Source organism: Paenibacillus sp. FSL R5-0341 (assembly GCF_037975235.1).
GTDB lineage: Bacteria > Bacillota > Bacilli > Paenibacillales > Paenibacillaceae > Paenibacillus > Paenibacillus amylolyticus_A.
Window position 1 is genome coordinate 3974666 of the sequence record NZ_CP150241.1, and the last position, 17862, is coordinate 3992527.

The window sequence follows — 17862 nt, forward strand, 5'->3', positions numbered from 1 at the left end:
ATTTTTTATACCAAATGGTCATAGACCGTCATCAGTTCAGAGGCTGGTCTGCTTGCATCCATATCCCGCATTGCAGGCTGGTCTCCGTAACCGATATGAAATACACCGAGCACCTTCTCTTCACTAGTCAAGCCCATCAGATTCATAAAGACAGGATGTTGTTGATAATCATTGATTTTCCAGACGGCGTTCAAACCCTGTTCCGCAGCCAGAATACTAAAACGTTTGCTCCAGGCTTTAGCGGGTAGAAGATCATCCTCACGGGCATTGGTAGGCGCCACGACAACCAGATGGGCAGGGATCGCTTCCGTGTATTGATATGTAGCCCAGTCGCCGTAGCGATCGGCCAGATGGGGTGGATAGCTCTGTCTGACCGCTTCCAGATAAAGCTGACGTCCTTCGCCTGCGAACAACATAAACCGCCAGGGTTCTGAACTCATTACATATAATGAAGGATCTGCTTCATCAAGCAGCTTTCGTATAACCGACTGTGGTACGGGCAACGGACTGAATTCGCAAGTTCCTATGCGTCTCTTGCCGCTGCTTATATCCTGACTTAGACCGGTAGACATGGCAATATCCCCTCCTCTATCTGCATGATATTAGGTTATCCTTCAACCACTTCACATCAACCATGTTTTCTTCGGTTCGGCAGCTTCTGTTCTCCAGCGATCTACCTCTTCGTGTATCCGTGCTTTATCACGGGTTGTAAACCGCTCTGACTCCACCACTTCTGCTTGCGGCATACTATCACGGATCAAGCGAATATAATCCATGGAACGGACCAGCGATTGGCGTCCAGGGATGTATCTGATTTTGCGTCCTTCCAGCAAACAATAAACTTCGATCATAGCCGGTAATTTACCAAAGGCTTCCCAGCAGAAAGCACTGACCATATGCTGAAATGCCTCAACCACATTCGGATCATGGACAACCATATATTTCTGAACAAGCAGCGAATCCCAGCCTTCTGGTTGCCAGGCCGCCTGAAATATCATCGATAAATGCATGGATAATGAAGGCAACTCCGTTCTCCACTGTTCAAAAAGAATGGCTGGATGCTTCAGATCATCGTTCATTGCAATGGCGAGCGACAATTCATCCGTAATCTTGTTCTTTACATCCCAGTAATGGAGGACAGATTCGAAACCAGTTGTCTTCTTGGGCCACCACTTCTCAAGTAAATACTGTATAGGTATCTCTTTGCGAACATCGGGGTCGAGACTGTAAAAGGCATTGACTGCATGGCTGACCGCATACTGTACACGGTGCCTCCATTGCAGAGGAGAACGTTGCTCAGACACCGGTTCAGGGCGGATGAATCGGTGTGGGCTGCGCAGCATCTCTTCCAATCTGTAATCTTCAAGCAGACGTCCAGGAAGATCATTCCTTCCGACCGGCATCGCTGCCTGAACATTATGTCTTAACATGATCTTTAGGACACCTGTAATCCGGCAGCAGCGAAGCGTTTGCCAAAGTCACGGCATGTATCCTTCTCCTGCTCAAGCGGACTGTATTCAATCTTTAACATCTCTGGAGATACCTCCGCCCCACGCTCTTGCAGCTTGGCAGCCGCGAGATCAACTGCACCGCAGAACTGCTCATACGAGGTGTCACCACTACCGAACACCGCAGCTCTCTTTCCACTCAGATCAAGCTCATCCAGCTCCTCATAGAAATCCAGGAATTCATCTGGCAACTCCCCGTCTCCCCACGTGTAGACGCCGATCATGAATCCGTCATAGTCCAATACATCAGCTGCATTACAATCCGTTACGGATTTCAGGTCTGCCTCGTGACCTCCCTGCGTAATACCTTCCACAATCAGTTCTGCAATTTCTTCTGTATTTCCCGTCATACTCGCATAAGCCACTAACAATTTAGCCATCTATTTTTCCCTCACTTTAGTTTGATCATGTTATATTCTCTCTATGAAGAAAGAATGAATTTTGAATTAACAAAATCATATGTGATAATGATTATCATTGTCAAATTAAATTTTTGGTTATCTTTGTTTTTCAGTATATGGTGCACATTGAATTTCAACACAGCTAAAAATACTTCCCCCTTTCAGGTCAGATTCGTTTGCTTCCTTCAATCGCCCGTTCCCCAACTGGCGTCCAAGCCCTTTTTTGTTGTACAATAGTATCCAAATGACTTTTGAAGGATGGATATATTATTATGTACGTAGCTAAGAATTGGAAGGACTATGAAGTAATCGATACAGGAGGCGGCGAGAAACTGGAGCGTTGGGGAGATGTCATTTTACGCAGACCCGATCCTCAGATCATCTGGCCCCTTGAGCAAGAGACTAATGAATGGCGTCAGGCGCATGGTCACTACCATCGTAGCTCCTCCGGTGGCGGTAACTGGGATATGAAAAAGCCCATTCCCGAACGTTGGACGATCGGATATGAAAACCTGAAATTCCATATTAAACCGACCAGCTTCAAACATACCGGCCTGTTCCCTGAACAAGCGGCTAACTGGAGCTGGATGATGGATAAAATCTCCAATGCAGGTCGCCCAATTTCGGTGCTGAACCTGTTTGCATATACAGGAGGAGCTACTGTGGCCGCTGCTTATGCAGGCGCTTCTGTCGTTCATGTGGATGCAGCTAAAGGCATGGTTCAATGGGCCAAGGAAAATGTTCAATTATCCGGACTGGCTGATCGCCCTGTTCGTTTTATTACAGATGATGTATTCAAATTCGTACAACGGGAACAACGGCGCGGGAATCGTTATGACGCTATAATTATGGACCCTCCTTCTTATGGCCGTGGTCCGAATGGAGAGACATGGAAGCTGGAAGAGAACCTTTATCCTTTCCTGAAGTCATGCATGACGATCTTGTCGGATAATCCATTATTCATGCTGGTTAACTCCTACACTACGGGCATCTCCTCCACGGTTCTGCGCAACATGCTGACCATGACGATGTCTTCCCAGTACGGTGGTCAAATTACTGCAGGTGAAATTGGTCTGCCGATCACACGCAGTGGTCTTGATCTGCCTTGTGGTATTCTGGGCCGTTGGGAGTCCTAATCATGTCAGAACATCGGCATGATCACGATGCGATTCCGATTTTGTTTGAAGACAACCATTTATTAGGTATTACGAAGCCTGTCAATGTACCTACTCAGGAAGATGCATCAGGCGATCAAGATTTGCTAACATTGCTGAAGCAGGATCTGAAAGAGCGATATAACAAACCCGGCAATGTCTATCTCGGGTTAGTGCACCGACTTGACCGTCCTGTTGGAGGGGCAATGATCTTCGCCAAAACATCCAAAGCAGCTTCGAGATTGTCCGAGACTGTAAGGGGACGTCATTTCCGTAAAATATATGCGGCTGTTGTTCATGGCAAGTTGCCTGCACAGCAGGGAACGTTAAAGCACACGCTGCTGAAAGATGCACGCACGAATACCGTTACGGTTGTGCCTAAGGGTACAGCTGGCGGTAAGGATGCCGTTCTGGATTACAGAGTTATTGGGGAGACAGACCGATATAGCCTCGTTCATATCGAACTGCACACTGGCAGATCTCATCAAATTAGGGTGCAAATGAAAGAAATCGGCTGTCCCCTCTTCGGAGATCAGAAATACGGTGCAAGCGTGAATAAACCGGGGCAACAGATTGCTCTATGGTCTGTGATTGCAGCTTTTCCCCATCCGGTTACCAAGGAAGAAGTTATTTTGCAGTCCTTGCCTGCAAGAGAATTTCCTTGGGCAGAATGGCCAGCTGCTGTGTACCAAAAAGCTTTTGGACAACCTTTATAAATACGTGTTCAAAAAGACTGGTTTTCAGTACCGAGAAGATGGAATGAAGCTAGAAATGGAGTAGCGGAGCGTAGATAGAGCTACGTGAGCAACGGACATTTCGGCTGAATGCCATATTCGATGCTGATGATGCCACCAGGCATCATTCGTAATCAAAAGTGGTGTTTTTGAACAACCTATATAAGTGCATAGGATCAGGTTTATATCTGTCCATACAACGTGTCGTTCAGATCCTGTATCTGAACGACACGTTTTTTAATATTTTCAGCTACCTAAGCTATAGAGAGGAGACATTTTGATGACCCCGTTTACCAAACAAGTCATTGCAATCATCGCCGCGATTCCTGAAGGTAAAGTGATGACTTACGGTCAGATTGCAGCCCACGCTGGAAGTCCAAGAGCCGCGAGACAAGTCGTACGTATTCTGCACTCGATGAGCCGCAAGGAACGTCTGCCCTGGCACCGTGTCGTCAACGCAAAAGGCGAAATCTCCATACCGGACGAACACTCGCGCATGATGCAGGAATCAGAACTGATTAGCGAGGGTGTAGAGTTTCAACTGAACGGAACCATCAACCTCAAACAGTTCGGACATGAGCCCGATCCTGTATTTCTTCTCGATCCATCGGTTCAGCCCGAATAAGACGACTCTTCACATATTGCGCTCAGACAAAAAAAGAGAACTCAGGCAGTTAGGGGGTACCCCTTTCAACTGCTAGAGTTCTCTTTTGTAATTTATCTTATATTCGTTATGCTGTCGCGGTCACTTTTTCCTGTTCTACAGCACCAGGTTCAGTCGCCGGTTTCGTTTTACGGATAAAGAATGCCATGATCAAAGCAACCACGGTCATTCCTGTAGCCACGATGAATGCATAGTTTACACCGTAAATCGTTGCATCTGCCGTAGCAGCTAACATCGCTGTCTTATCATTCGGATTAACCTGACCCGCAGCCACTGCATCCGCCAGATGCGTTTTGAGCTTGCTGCTCATGATGGTCACGAGAATGGCTGTACCGATCGCACCAGCAACAGTACGCAATGTGTTGGACATCGCTGTACCGTGCGCGTTCAGACGCTGAGGCAGTTGATTCAGACCTGCTGTCTGGATCGGCATCATCAGCATGGACATACCGAACATACGAGCCGTGTAGATAAACATCATGTAGCCATAAGTAGTATCGATTGCCAAGCGACTCAGTCCAAAAGTTGTAATTGCCGTAATGGCAAGACCTGCAACCGAAAGCCAGCGTGCGCCCACTTTATCAAATATGCGACCTGTAATTGGGGACATAATCCCCATCAATATCGCACCCGGCATCATCAGAAGTCCTGATTCAATCGGTGAGAAATTACGAATATTTTGCAGGAAAATAGGAAGCAGAATCATACCTGCAAACATCGCCATTGTCACGAGCATATTGATAATCGTCGTTAATGTATACATGTTGTACTTGAAAATACGGAACTCAAGAAGCGGATGATCTGTTGTCAGTTGACGAATTACGAACAGAATCAGGGATATCGCACCTACGACAAGGCATCCAATGACAATTGCACTGCCCCATCCATCGGTACCCGCATCACTGAATCCGTAAAGCAAACTACCAAAACCAAGTGTGGATAAAATAACGCCTGGATAATCCAGTTTAGGTCTGGATTGACGTGTTACGTTTTTGACAAAAGCAATACCGATTGCCGTTGCAATAATAGAGAATGGCAAGATGATGTAAAACAACAATCTCCAGGAATAATGCTCAACCACATAACCTGAAAGTGTAGGCCCAATCGCAGGAGCCAGAATCATCGCAATCCCCATGGTTCCCATCGCCTGACCACGTTTCTCAATCGGGAAGATGGTCAAGAATACAACGGTCATCAGAGGCATCAGGATACCTGCACCAGCAGCTTGAATAACACGACCTACCATCAGAATGGTGAAGGTTGGACTAAGACCACAGACTAACGTACCTATGGTAAAGAGAGTCATGGCTGTAATGAAAATTTGACGCGTTGAGAATTTCGCAATCAGATATGCCGTAACCGGAATCAGTACACCGTTAACAAGCATATAACCCGTAGTCAGCCATTGGGCTTTGTTTGCATTGATCGCGAGGTCTTCCATGATTTTAGGAAGCGCTACGTTCATCAGGGTTTGGTTCAGGAATGCCACAAAGGCACCAATTAACAATGCCGCTACAATGGGGCCTTTCTTGATGTTGTCCATCGCAGAGGATGGAGCTGCAGCAGTAGTCGTACTCATATGTTGTTCATCTCTCTTCCTTGTAACTTTTCAATCATTTGACTATGAATTCTAAGTAGGTGCTCAAGGTCTTCCTTCGAAATATCCAGAATGGGTGACACTCTTTCCATCCACAGATGGTGCGTTTCCTGTTGAGCCTGCTCCCCTTTGTCCGTGATCTGAAGTTTAACGGATCGGCGGTCAGCATCTGAACGTGTCCGAACGATATACTCACCCTTGACCAGCCGCTCCACAACAGCGCTCATGGAACTGCTGCCCATATGGCATAGCTCAGCCACTTCGTTGATGCCGATGGAAGGACGCTCCCTCAGGATGGATAACACCATAAACTGGATCGAAGTCAGCTCGATCTCCTTGTTTTCATTCCAAAATGCTCGAAAAAGCATTTGATTCACTTGGCGGAACGAATTGATAATATAGAATACTTCATACGTATCAGTCATTGTTTCACCCTTTTACTTTTGGAATATAATATTTCGTACACGAAATATCAGGGGAACAATTACTTATTATAACAAAAATATTTACATAGTCAACTCTTTACATATGATTTCAACAAAATAATATTAGGACATACTAAATGACATATATTCATGCCTTTAATCAACTAACTTGGACACAGTCTGTATCATATGTATTTTTCAAATAAAATAACCACAGGACTCCTGCATGAAACGAGCAGGCACACCTGTGGTTGTTCGTTCAGAAAAATCAACATGGTATCATACCGAAGTCGATAATGCAGGCTCTTTGGTCTTGGGCGTTGTCATTTTGCCTAACAGATATACCAGCAGCTGTTGATTGTGCATCGAAATGTTACTGAGAACGGAATTCATGAATTCATTGCGGATGGTGATGCCACGCTCTGTCTCCATTCTCCCTTTGTCAGATAGAGATACCCATACAATGCGTCGATCCTGATTATCCCGATTCCTGCGAATCAGATCGTTCTTCTCCATACGATCGAGCAGCATGGTTACGGCAGCGGGCGTCGTTGCCAGAAAAGGAATCAGATCTGAAGGTTTCATCTTCTGATGATCCTCAAGCACCTCCAGAACAGCCAGCTGAGCCTCCGTCAATGAGGGTGCCAGCTCTTGATCCATGTGCAATTTATAATCTTTGGTTAGTCTGGACCAGCACTTGGCAAAATCGGAATTATACATCTTACATCGCTCCTCTCTGCAACCGGTTATCACTTCACCTGCTTAAGTTTTCGCGCTCCAAAGCCGCATTCCTGCTGCCTTTTTTCAATTTCCTAGCGATCGACCGTAATCGACGAAGGTTGTTAAACTTCGCATAAATGCCCCCTTCTAATCCGCCTTTGAACAACAAAAAAAGACTCTTCGCATGACAGGATTAGCTGCTCTGCGAAAAGTCTCGTTTTTTATTTTTATGAAGATGATGCTGGTTGATTCTCATTAAAGTCCCTTAGAAGTTCAACGATCTCGTCCTGTTTGTCCACATGAACGAGCAGCTTGCCAATATGTTTGCGCTCGGTGATCGGAACACCTTCCGATGATATCGGAGCCACTTGGCCTTCCTTGGTCATAACGGTAATATTACGTTGCTCTTTACAATAAAACGCCCCAACAATGCGGCTACCATTCGGTTTCACGCGTTTGCCTTCCTTGAACTCGAATGTAGCAAGCCCCTTGCCTCCACGGCTCTGTATAGCGTAATCCAGAAGTAATGATCGTTTACCATATCCCAGCTCGGATAACACGGCAACTTCACCTTCATCTCCATCTACCCATAGAGCCGATACAACTTCATCTGTATCTCTTAACTGAATACCACGAACACCACCTGATACACGTCCCATTGGATTGACTTCATCCTCTCGGAAACGAATTGCCATGGCTTCTTTCGTGATCAGCATAATATCTTGACCACCTGTACTTAGATGTACAGATAACACCTCATCGTCCTTGCCCACTTTACAAGCCGCAACTGCACCGGAACGCTTGGTAACGTAATCCTTTAGCTCCGTTCGTTTCACCTGCCCTCTTCGCGTGACGAAGACGAGACTGTGATTCGGCTCCTCAAAGGATTTCACAGCAAGCACACTCGCAATACGGTCATCTTTCGCAAGTGGAATCACGTTCACAATTGCTGTGCCCGGGTCTTTCCACTTGAATTCAGGTACCTGGTGAACAGGTAACAGGAAATACTGACCTTTCCTCGTAAAGACAAGCAAGTTCTCAAGCGTATTAACTTCGAGAACCTGAGCGATATAATCGCCGTCTTTCACACCACTTCCGCTCCGTTCACCACCAGAACGTGTAAAGGACTGCATGCCTGTACGTTTCACGTATCCCTCTTTGGATAACGTAACAAATACATCTTCCGCATTCACAAGTACTTCGAGATTAACCTTGAGTTCTTCTACTTCACCCTGAATCGCAGAACGACGGTCTATACCATATTTCTCACGAATCTCCATCAATTCTTTGCGGATGACTCCGATGAGCTTGCGGTCACTATCCAGAATGGAACGTAATTGCGCAATCTTTTTCATCAGTTCACCGAGTTCCTTCTCCAGAGAATTAATCTCCAGATTCGTCAAACGGTACAATTGCAAAGTAAGGATGGAATCCGCTTGGCGTTCCGTGAATCCAAACATCCACATCAGGTTGTTTTGAGCATCCTGACGGTTCTTCGACGCTTTGATCGCTGCAATGACCTCGTCGAGGATGTTAAGAGCCTTTACCAAGCCCTCTAACACATGTGCACGGTCTTCCGCTTTCTCCAGCTCAAACCGGGTACGGAATGTTACAACTTCCCGCTGATGGGCAATGTAAGCCTCCAGGATTGATTTCAATCCCAATTGCTGAGGTGCTTTATTCACAATCGCAACCATATTGAAGTTATAAGTGACCTGCAGGTCGGTTTTCTTCAGCAAATAAGCCAAAATACCTTGTGCGTCCGCTTCTTTTTTCAGCTCAACCACGATTCGCAGACCTTCACGTCCACTCTCATCACGCACTTCGGCAATACCTTCAACCTTCTTCTCAAGTCGGATGTTCTCCATCGCTGTAACCAGACGGGATTTCACGACCTGATAAGGAATCTCGGTAATGACGATTTGCTGTTTGCCACCGCGCATGTTTTCAATCTCGGTTTTGGAACGGATATAGATCCGTCCTTTACCTGTGCGATAAGCATCCAGAATACCGTCGCCGCCCATAATCAATCCGCCTGTAGGAAAGTCAGGACCCTTCATGAACATCATGATCTCGTCCAGCTCAATGGACGGTTTCTCCATCACAGCGATGGAAGCATCAATGACTTCACGCAAATTGTGCGTAGGAATCTCCGTTGCAAATCCCGAGGAAATTCCGCTGACGCCATTAACCAGCAAGTTCGGATAACGGGATGGCAATACAACCGGTTCTTTGGCCGTATTATCAAAATTATCCTTAAACAGAACGGTCCGTTTCTCGATATCGCGAAGCATCTCCATCGCGATGGGCGACAAACGGGCCTCCGTATACCGCATCGCCGCTGCCGGGTCATCATCCTGTGATCCCCAGTTACCATGACCGTCCACGAGCATATGGCCCATTTTCCATGGCTGTGCCATCCGCACCATACCCTCATAGATCGAGGAGTCACCATGAGGATGATAATTACCCATTACGTCCCCAACGGTTTTGGCAGACTTGCGGTAAGTCTTGTCAGGCGTATTACCTGAATCGTACATGGCGTACAGAATACGCCGTTGTACAGGCTTCAACCCATCCCGTACGTCGGGAATGGCTCGATCCTGAATAATATATTTGGAGTAGCGACCGAAACGGTCCCCTACGACCTCTTCGAGAAAGGCCGGCATAAATTGTTCTGATGGACTCATTCCAAGCACCTTCTATTCTTCGTACTCTGTAAAGTCGACGTTCTCTACAATCCAGCGTTTACGCGGATCAACCTTATCACCCATGAGCGTAGATACACGACGTTCTGCTTTGGCTGCATCAACAATCTGTACCTTCAGCATTGCACGAGTTTCCGGATTCATCGTTGTCTCCCATAGTTGATCCGGATTCATCTCACCAAGCCCTTTATAACGTTGAAGCTCAACATTATTACCGAATTCCTTCATATAATTCGCCAGTTCTTCATCCGTCCATGCATATCGAACGCTCGCAAGCTTACCAGACTTACGAGTAAGTTTGTACAGTGGCGGCTGAGCGATATATACTTTGCCTGCATCAATTAATGGCTTCATATAACGATAAAAGAAGGTTAACAACAGCACCTGAATATGCGCACCGTCCGTATCAGCATCGGTCATAATGATAATTTTGGAATAATTGCTGTCTTCAACTGCAAATTCGGTTCCAATGCCCGCCCCGATCGCCGCTGTAATCGCACGGTATTCTTCATTTTTGAGAATATCGGCCAGCTTTGATTTTTCCGGATTGAGCGGTTTTCCCTTGAGGGGCAAAATAGCCTGAATCTTCGAGTCGCGTCCCTGTTTGGCAGAACCTCCTGCGGAATCACCTTCGACAATAAATAACTCATTTCGGGTAAAATCCTTCGATTGCGCCGGCGTCAGCTTGCCGTTCAGGTTGGAACTTTCGCTCCGTTTCTTGCCTGTACGCATATCATCACGTGCTTTGCGGGCTGCTTCTCTTGCTCTGGAGGCTTGAACCGCTTTACGAATTAACGTCTGCGCTACCTGCGGGTTTTCTTCCAGGAACCTTTGAATATTCTCGGACACGACCGAATCTACTGCACTTCGAGCGGAAGCGCTACCGAGCTGATCCTTCGTCTGCCCTACGAACTCAACCTCAGACATTTTGACACTGATGACGGCCATCATACCTTCACGCAAATCATTGCCTTCGAGGTTTTTATCTTTTTCCTTGATCATGCTGGTACGCCGCGCGTAGTCATTCATTACACGGGTATACGCAGCCCTGAATCCGGTCTCATGAGTACCGCCACCCCTAGTAGGGATCGAGTTGACGAACGAAGCCAGCGTTTCGGTATAACCTGCGTTATACTGGATTGCCACTTCGACTTCAATGTCGTCCTTCTCCGCATAGAAGTGAATGACGTCATGTAGCACGTCTTTATTTTCGTTAAGAAAAGCAACAAACTGGCTTGCTCCGCCTTCATACATGTATTCATCCTGATTGCCCGAACGTTCGTCCTTGAGCACAATTCTAAGACCCGAATTCAGAAAAGCAATCTCCTGAAGACGTTCTGCCAGTGTATCATAATTGAATTGAATGCCGTTCTGGAACACCCGAATATCCGGTTTGAATGTAACTTTTGTACCTGTCCGATTGGTATTGCCCAACACTTCGAGACCGGACACCGGTTCTCCGACATGTTCGATCCCTTTTTTGTCCTGCCAATACTCGAATCGCTGACGATGAATCTTGCCATCACGGAAAATCTCGACTTCAAGCCATTCGGACAATGCGTTTGTAACTGACGCACCTACACCGTGCAAACCGCCGGATTTTTTGTATCCTGATCCACCGAACTTTCCGCCTGCGTGCAAAATCGTAAACACGACCTGGGGAGTAGGAATCCCTGTTTTATGTATACCTGTCGGAATTCCCCTTCCGTTATCCTGAACCGTAATAGAACCGTCCTTATGCAGCGTGATATCGATTTTGGAGCAGAATTTGGCGAGATGTTCGTCGACAGCGTTGTCCACTATTTCCCATACCAAATGATGTAGACCTGAAGTGCTGGTGCTGCCGATGTACATCCCCGGCCGTTTCCGTACCGCTACCAACCCTTCAAGTACTTGAATGTCGTCCGCGTCGTAGCCTGAAGACCCCTGTCCTCCGCCTGTCGAACCTGCCGACATATCGATTTGCTCGACCATTCATGCTCCCCCTTCTTAACTTGCAACTAAAAAAATGCCTAAAATGCAAACAGATGTTTTCTTATCCTTGTCCATTTTAATTCAAGATATCCCGTTTCGTAAAGACAAGGAATGACACAATGAGTGAAGCAACGCCCCAAACACTAAGCACAATAAGGGAAAAACCTAAATTCATACCCTCGATTGGCGGTAATCCACCAGACAAATAATCAGGAAGTTCGAGGTTAACCATGAACAGATACTTCGCTGTCTGCCAGGATGCAGCCATGCTGGTCAAGATTGTTCCAGCAATCAAAGCGGCCATCATGATAACGATACTTGCAGCAGTACTGCGCACAAGCACAGATACCATAAATGCAAGCATAGCCACAATTACACTCACAAACCAGATCAGTCCTGCCTGCATAAGCATATACAGCCACTGGTCTACAGCATGCACTGCCGACATATCGACATCGGTTCCCACAACCTTGAATCCTGTGAAGATCGGCATGTTGAAGCCTTTATAGCCAAAGACAGCACCCGATATGACATAACATATAATGTAAGCTGATACCACTATGATGGAAACAAACATAATCAGCGTAATTAATTTGCTCAGAAGCACTTTCCAGCGTCTAACCGGGCGCGTTAAAAGCATTTTAATCGTACCTGTCGTACGTTCACCTGAAACAAGATCCGAAGCAATAGCCATGATTAACAGTGGAATGAACAATCCAACTGCATTGTTCATGAACTCCCGCGTAAAGGTAACACCACCCGGTTCTTTGGGATTGATATCATTTTCGAGATAGTACTGCATCTGCTGGATATACACTGTTCTATATTTCTTATATTCTTCAGGTACCCGATCACTACCGAGCGAGTTTTGATTGTCTGTGATGGCCTGTTGCAGTTCAAGCCGCCAATCGCCGCCAAACTTGTCCCGATTATTCTCCGCAGATTTCATCTGGGCATACGTAAACATCGGTACAAGGATCGCAAGTACAATAAATATAATATAAAGCCGTTTTTTCTTCACCATCTTAATCGTTTCATTGCGAATCAGCGGCATGATATTATTCAATGGATTCACCTTCTGTCATTTTTAAGAATAGTTGTTCGAGCGTAGGCTGAATACGCTGTACCCCTTCAACCTGTACACCAGCTTGAACCATCTGTTGCACCATATCAGGAATTCGATCTTCATGCATCTCGGCAACCACAGCGTTGGGACCAAGGCCTGCAACAATGGTATCATCCATCACATCCGCTGGTCGACCTACCAGAGCAATGCCCGCATCCTGCAACATCTTTTTGCCTTGGTCCAGTGGTGAAACGTGCCATATAGCCAACTTGGAATGATCTTCAATCAGCTCACTAACGCCTCCAACGGCAAGCACACGTCCAGCACTGATAATGGCTACTCTGTCACAGAGCAGCTGGATCTCACTTAGCAAGTGACTGCTGACAAATACAGCCATACCTTCACTGGCAAGTTGTTTAATAAAGACACGTAGTTCCTTAATGCCTTTTGGATCAAGGCCGTTCGTCGGTTCATCCAGAATGAGCAGACGCGGACGGCCAAGCAACGCTTGCGCAATACCGAGCCGTTGGCGCATACCCAGTGAATATGTTCTGACCTTGTCGTGAATCCGCTGATCCAAACGTACAATATCCACGACTTCCTGAATCCGCTCGTTATCCACACCTGGTTGCATGCGGGCAAAATGCTCCAGGTTCTCCCAGCCGGTCAGATACGTATATACCTCCGGATTCTCAACAATGGAGCCTACATACTTCAAAGCACGTTCAGGGTCCCGATTCACATCATAACCACAAACTTTAATTTTTCCTTCTGTTGGTTTGATCAGATCCACCAGCATCCGTATCGTAGTTGTTTTTCCGGCACCGTTGGGACCGAGAAATCCGAAGATTTCACCAGGTTTTACGTCAAATGTAACGTCTTTAATGATCCACTTGCGTCCGATCCGCTTTTTCAGATTCTGTACCGATAGGACGGAATCATACTGTTGCTCTGCCATTTAATTTCCGCTCCCTTCTGCCGGTGTATCCGCCTGGAATTCCTGTGCAATCCGAACTGCAATTTGCTCATAACCTTGTCCATTGGGATGGAAATGATCTGAAGAGAGATAATCCCCCAGATGATTTTCAAATAAATCGAATGTAGGGACCAGTGTCATCTTGTCCTCATTGTTCAAAATAGCCAGTGCAGCATCGTTCCATGCAGCAACAACTGCATTACCCGGTTTCTCCAGTTCCTTCACATCACCAAACGGATTGTACAACCCTATGTACGCAATCTGTGCATCGGGATTGATTTCTTTTACTTTCTTCAATATCTCTTGAAGGCGTTTCGACGTTTCCGGCAAAGCTGCTGCCAATTGCTCTGCTGTTGGCGGATCTTCCCCCTGTAGAACTTGCCCTCCTTGGAACAGATCATTCGCGCCGATTGAAAGCAAAATAAAATTAGATTGCTGTAGTACGTAACGCACACCTTGCTCATCCAGTTTTGTCAATAAAGCGTCTGTTCTCAAACCATTAACACCCAGATTATTAAGAACCTGAACGTCATAACCTTTATCTTTGAGCAGATTCCCTGCACGTCTCACAAAACCGAGTCCTTCATCATCCCCTGTACCTCTTGCAAGAGAATCGCCGATGACGGCCATCCGAATCTTGCCATCTTCCACGACAGCGGTTTGCCCCTCGTTATTCTTAGGTGGTGCAGTTGTCTCCTGACCTGTAGTTAACGCAGAATCTCCCTCGGGAAAAATCACGTCTTTTATGGCGTATCCAAATCCAAATAACAACAACAAGGTTGCCAAGATGGATACTGTACTGACAGTTCTCCAGATCCATGGTGCTGAATCAAGGCTTTTTTTCTTTTTCATCATCACATCTCCGCTCATGTACACCAATCCGGGTGCTTTATAATTTATAATGACTTTACATTAAGGCGTGTCTGAAAATCCGCTTCCTTCGGAGTTTTCACACACGCCCTGATGATGCTATTCCTAAATAACATAAATGTTCTGTCGTTAATTTGCAAATTTTGGCGCCACATTCGAAGAATTCATTTTTCATATGTAATTTTAAGGAAAAAAGGTTATACCATACACAGATTTCAACTGTGCTGGCATAACCTTTTTGCAAAACAAATCTACATTTACTTCATTATAAATTAATTATTTACCGATAAACTCTTGAGCCCAATATCCATTGTAGTAACCTACGCCGATATGCGTAAAGTTTTTGCTCAAAATATTGGCACGGTGGCCTTCACTATTCATCCAGGCAGTAACGACTTCCTGTGGTGTTTTTTGTCCTTTGGCAATGTTCTCACCTGCATAGCTGTAAGTTACTCCGAATTGTTTCATCATATCAAACGGAGAACCATACGTTGGTGACTGGTGATCAAAATAGTTATTGTTGCTCATATCTTTTACTTTGGCTACAGCTACTTTGTCCAGAAGGGCATCCGAAGTCAGAGCGCTCAGACCTGATTTAGCACGCTCAGCGTTCACAAGCTTTACAACTTGAGTTGCAAAGTCAGATTGTGTGCTTTCGCCACCGCTATTACTTGTATTGTTACCTGTATTACCCGTGTTCGAAGGATCTTTAGCCGGTGTAGTTGCCGGTTTTTCTTCTTGAGTTGGTTGTGCAGGTTTTGTCGGTTGCTCAGGCTTAGTTGTTGGCTCAGCAGGTTTGGTTGTTGGCTCAGCAGGTTTAGTGGTTTGATCAGGCTGCGTAGCAGGCTTCTCTACAATTTGTCCTTCGGATACAGTGTATCCGTTTTGTTTGAGCCATTGCTCAATGTATGCTTTCAGGCTGTCTGTACTCGTAATCTTGTACGTTGCGGTAGTCTTATATGTTGAATCTGCAGCAGACGCGGAGGCAGGGAGCATAACCCCTACGGCCAGTACGGCTGTCAGACTGCTCGTCACGACGGTTTTCATCCATTTCTTTTTCAAATTCATTCATCTCCTTAAGATTAGTTATTACAACTTTGTAATTAATACTCTAGCAGTATATCAATTCATAAGAAGATTGTGAACCCATAAATTATGGAAAAGTAACTTTTTTGTCATTTTTAGAGTGTTTCAAACACGCCCTGATGGCTTATCCTGTATGCCTCTATCCCTATCTACAAAAGCATAAAAAAAGACATTCAGACTAAAAATGCTAGTCGAATGCCGCTTCACCATCTATTTATCACTCACGACACCAGAAGGTGTAGATCAGGATATAATGAGAATTTTCATGCTATAAAAGAACCTTTTTATACTATAGAAGAACTTTACTGAACCGATAGCCTCTCTTCTGAAAACCAATGTGCTCATAAAAAGAGTACGTTGTTGAAGTCACTTCACGGTTTGCACCCGTGACAAACAGTTGTTTACCACCTTGCTGTCTGCCCCAATCTTCAGCACGAGCCATCAGACGACGGCCAATTCCACCACCACGATGTTCCTGACCTACGATTAGAGAAGTAATTTGTGCGGCAGGTTCTGGATAGGCATGATTTTGCACACATTGCAAGCCAATCACACCAATAATTTGTTCATCCACTTCGGCAACAAGCATGCACGCATTTGGATTGGTTTCCAAACATTCAATGCGTTCTTTCATGACATTGGCTGTTGTCGGATAGCTGACCTCTCGCATCAATCCCGTTACCGCTTCAGCATCTCGCAGTTCACACTCTCGGATCATCAGTACAGGGGCCTCAACATTATTGGACATGATTTACCTCCACTTTCAGCATATTAGCGGCTTGCACCGCTGTTTTACGAGCTTCTTCCACATCTTGGCCAGCACTTAGGGCTACAGCCATTCGGCGTCCTACTTTGGTCTCAGGTTTGCCAAATACACGAATCTGAGTACGAGGAAGAGCCAGTGCTTCTTCAATCCCGCCTACAGTAAAGTCAGATGTTTCATCATTAGCCTTCAGCGTTGCTGAAGCTCCCGGTGTCAACAGATGTACACCTGTGACCGGAAAACCAAGAATTGCACGTACATGCAGCGCAAACTCGGAACTGTCTTGCGTCACCATTGTAACCATGCCTGTGTCATGCGGACGAGGAGATACCTCGCTAAACACAACACCATCCGGAGTCAGGAATAATTCCACTCCAAACAGTCCATAACCGCCAAGTTCATCCGTAACGGATTTGGCAATATGACAAGCCTGCTCCCATTGTTCAGGAGTCATTGCATGAGGTTGCCAGGATTCGACATAATCCCCATCCTTCTGAATATGGCCAATCGGAGGACAGAATACGGTGCCTGATACAGACCTAACGGTAAGTAATGTAATCTCACTGTCAAATTGCACAAAGCTCTCCACGATAACACGAACGGATTTGCCACGAGCCCCCGAAAGAGCAATATTCCAGCAATCCTCCACGTCGCCCGGTGTTCGGCATACACTCTGCCCTTTGCCGGAAGAACTCATCAATGGTTTAATGACACAAGGTGTGCCAAGCTCACGTACGGCTTCCTGAAGTTGTTTCAGGTTGTCCGCAAAAAGGTAGTCAGCTGTCGGAAGTTTCAATTGTTCGGCTGCAAGACGACGGATGCCTTCGCGATCCATCGTTAAACGTGCAGCTCGGGCAGTAGGCACTACACAAAATCCCTCTTCCTCAAGCTCCAGTAAAGCTTCTGTTGCAATAGCTTCAATCTCAGGTACGATGTAATGAGGTTTTTCTTTACGGATCAATTGTTTCAAAGCTTCAGCATCCAGCATGTCGATGCAGTAAGACCGGTGCGCGACCTGCATCGCAGGTGCGTTCTCATAACGATCAACAGCGATCGTCTCTACTCCCAGTCGTTGGGCCTCAATAACGACCTCTTTTCCCAATTCTCCACTGCCTAGTAGCAGCATTTTTTTGGCTTGAGCCGTAAAAGGAGCACCCCACATGTTCTTTCCAATCCTCCCAAAGAGAAATCTTCTATATCTGTCTCTCTATTTTCG

Annotated in this window: 17 protein-coding genes; 3 read left to right on the forward strand and 14 right to left on the reverse strand. The window is 46.0% G+C overall.

Going from position 1 to position 17862, the window contains the following annotated elements; translation table 11 throughout:
* Window positions 1-5: 5 nt before the first annotated feature.
* Genes MKX75_RS17790 through MKX75_RS17800 form a run of 3 tightly spaced genes read right to left on the reverse strand, consistent with a single transcriptional unit; the run spans window position 6 to window position 1888 of the window.
* Window positions 6-572, reverse strand: a complete 567-nt coding sequence (locus MKX75_RS17790) for a nitroreductase family protein (protein WP_339166260.1) — start codon at window positions 570-572, stop codon at window positions 6-8.
* Between the two features lie 51 nt (window positions 573-623).
* Complete coding sequence (locus tag MKX75_RS17795; protein WP_339166262.1) at window positions 624-1430, reverse strand: hypothetical protein; 807 nt, start codon at window positions 1428-1430, stop codon at window positions 624-626.
* Between the two features lie 5 nt (window positions 1431-1435).
* Entirely contained in the window at window positions 1436-1888 is a 453-nt protein-coding gene (locus tag MKX75_RS17800; RefSeq protein WP_062835113.1) for a flavodoxin, read from the reverse strand.
* Window positions 1889-2181: 293 nt separating this feature from the next.
* Here MKX75_RS17800 and MKX75_RS17805 point away from each other — a divergent pair, with 293 nt between their 5' ends.
* The 3 genes from MKX75_RS17805 (at window position 2182) to MKX75_RS17815 (ending at window position 4422) form a co-directional block, all read left to right on the forward strand.
* Window positions 2182-3045 (forward strand): class I SAM-dependent methyltransferase, encoded by an 864-nt coding sequence (locus tag MKX75_RS17805; protein ID WP_062835114.1) that lies wholly within the window; start codon window positions 2182-2184, stop codon window positions 3043-3045.
* 2 nt (window positions 3046-3047) lie between these two features.
* A complete protein-coding gene (locus tag MKX75_RS17810; protein ID WP_076331444.1) occupies window positions 3048-3779 on the forward strand; it encodes an RNA pseudouridine synthase in 732 nt (243 codons plus the stop codon).
* A gap of 298 nt (window positions 3780-4077) precedes the next feature.
* Complete coding sequence (locus tag MKX75_RS17815) at window positions 4078-4422, forward strand: MGMT family protein (protein ID WP_339166263.1); 345 nt, start codon at window positions 4078-4080, stop codon at window positions 4420-4422.
* A 106-nt stretch (window positions 4423-4528) separates the two neighbouring features.
* Here MKX75_RS17815 and MKX75_RS17820 read toward each other — a convergent pair whose 3' ends face one another.
* The 11 genes from MKX75_RS17820 to purT form a co-directional block, all read right to left on the reverse strand.
* Window positions 4529-6040 (reverse strand): DHA2 family efflux MFS transporter permease subunit, encoded by a 1512-nt coding sequence (locus MKX75_RS17820; RefSeq protein ID WP_339166264.1) that lies wholly within the window; start codon window positions 6038-6040, stop codon window positions 4529-4531.
* Entirely contained in the window at window positions 6037-6483 is a 447-nt protein-coding gene (locus MKX75_RS17825) for a MarR family transcriptional regulator (protein WP_062835118.1), read from the reverse strand. Before MKX75_RS17825 ends, MKX75_RS17820 begins: the two co-directional genes overlap by 4 nt.
* A 279-nt stretch (window positions 6484-6762) precedes the next feature.
* Window positions 6763-7203, reverse strand: a complete 441-nt coding sequence (locus MKX75_RS17830) for a MarR family winged helix-turn-helix transcriptional regulator (RefSeq protein WP_062835119.1) — start codon at window positions 7201-7203, stop codon at window positions 6763-6765.
* Between the two features lie 227 nt (window positions 7204-7430).
* Window positions 7431-9893: a DNA gyrase subunit A gene (gene gyrA / locus MKX75_RS17835; RefSeq protein ID WP_339166266.1), complete on the reverse strand. Its 2463-nt coding sequence runs from the start codon at window positions 9891-9893 to the stop codon at window positions 7431-7433.
* 12 nt (window positions 9894-9905) lie between these two features.
* Window positions 9906-11885 (reverse strand): DNA topoisomerase IV subunit B, encoded by a 1980-nt coding sequence (gene parE, locus MKX75_RS17840; protein ID WP_062835121.1) that lies wholly within the window; start codon window positions 11883-11885, stop codon window positions 9906-9908.
* A 76-nt stretch (window positions 11886-11961) separates the two neighbouring features.
* Complete coding sequence (locus MKX75_RS17845; RefSeq protein ID WP_145148733.1) at window positions 11962-12951, reverse strand: ABC transporter permease; 990 nt, start codon at window positions 12949-12951, stop codon at window positions 11962-11964.
* Entirely contained in the window at window positions 12944-13909 is a 966-nt protein-coding gene (locus tag MKX75_RS17850; RefSeq protein WP_076331440.1) for an ABC transporter ATP-binding protein, read from the reverse strand. The genes MKX75_RS17845 and MKX75_RS17850 overlap by 8 nt, the downstream gene beginning before the upstream one ends.
* Window positions 13910-14797 carry a GDSL-type esterase/lipase family protein gene (locus tag MKX75_RS17855; protein WP_339166268.1) on the reverse strand — a complete coding sequence of 296 codons (888 nt, stop codon included), beginning with the start codon at window positions 14795-14797 and terminating at the stop codon, window positions 13910-13912.
* A 276-nt stretch (window positions 14798-15073) separates the two neighbouring features.
* Complete coding sequence (locus MKX75_RS17860) at window positions 15074-15859, reverse strand: CAP domain-containing protein (RefSeq protein WP_339166269.1); 786 nt, start codon at window positions 15857-15859, stop codon at window positions 15074-15076.
* 313 nt (window positions 15860-16172) lie between these two features.
* Window positions 16173-16631 carry a GNAT family N-acetyltransferase gene (locus MKX75_RS17865; RefSeq protein WP_062835126.1) on the reverse strand — a complete coding sequence of 153 codons (459 nt, stop codon included), beginning with the start codon at window positions 16629-16631 and terminating at the stop codon, window positions 16173-16175.
* Window positions 16621-17808: a formate-dependent phosphoribosylglycinamide formyltransferase gene (gene purT / locus MKX75_RS17870; RefSeq protein WP_076331437.1), complete on the reverse strand. Its 1188-nt coding sequence runs from the start codon at window positions 17806-17808 to the stop codon at window positions 16621-16623. Before purT ends, MKX75_RS17865 begins: the two co-directional genes overlap by 11 nt.
* Between the last annotated feature and the right edge of the window lie 54 nt (window positions 17809-17862).

Coding starts and splice junctions, on each gene's coding strand:
- MKX75_RS17790 (WP_339166260.1), bottom strand. CDS start 572: ATGTCTACCGGTCTAAGTCAGGATATAAGCAGCGGCAAGAGACGCATA.
- MKX75_RS17795 (WP_339166262.1), bottom strand. CDS start 1,430: ATGTTAAGACATAATGTTCAGGCAGCGATGCCGGTCGGAAGGAATGAT.
- MKX75_RS17800 (WP_062835113.1), bottom strand. CDS start 1,888: ATGGCTAAATTGTTAGTGGCTTATGCGAGTATGACGGGAAATACAGAA.
- MKX75_RS17805 (WP_062835114.1), top strand. CDS start 2,182: ATGTACGTAGCTAAGAATTGGAAGGACTATGAAGTAATCGATACAGGA.
- MKX75_RS17810 (WP_076331444.1), top strand. CDS start 3,048: ATGTCAGAACATCGGCATGATCACGATGCGATTCCGATTTTGTTTGAA.
- MKX75_RS17815 (WP_339166263.1), top strand. CDS start 4,078: ATGACCCCGTTTACCAAACAAGTCATTGCAATCATCGCCGCGATTCCT.
- MKX75_RS17820 (WP_339166264.1), bottom strand. CDS start 6,040: ATGAGTACGACTACTGCTGCAGCTCCATCCTCTGCGATGGACAACATC.
- MKX75_RS17825 (WP_062835118.1), bottom strand. CDS start 6,483: ATGACTGATACGTATGAAGTATTCTATATTATCAATTCGTTCCGCCAA.
- MKX75_RS17830 (WP_062835119.1), bottom strand. CDS start 7,203: ATGTATAATTCCGATTTTGCCAAGTGCTGGTCCAGACTAACCAAAGAT.
- gyrA (WP_339166266.1), bottom strand. CDS start 9,893: ATGAGTCCATCAGAACAATTTATGCCGGCCTTTCTCGAAGAGGTCGTA.
- parE (WP_062835121.1), bottom strand. CDS start 11,885: ATGGTCGAGCAAATCGATATGTCGGCAGGTTCGACAGGCGGAGGACAG.
- MKX75_RS17850 (WP_076331440.1), bottom strand. CDS start 13,909: ATGGCAGAGCAACAGTATGATTCCGTCCTATCGGTACAGAATCTGAAA.
- MKX75_RS17855 (WP_339166268.1), bottom strand. CDS start 14,797: ATGAGCGGAGATGTGATGATGAAAAAGAAAAAAAGCCTTGATTCAGCA.
- MKX75_RS17865 (WP_062835126.1), bottom strand. CDS start 16,631: ATGTCCAATAATGTTGAGGCCCCTGTACTGATGATCCGAGAGTGTGAA.
- purT (WP_076331437.1), bottom strand. CDS start 17,808: ATGTGGGGTGCTCCTTTTACGGCTCAAGCCAAAAAAATGCTGCTACTA.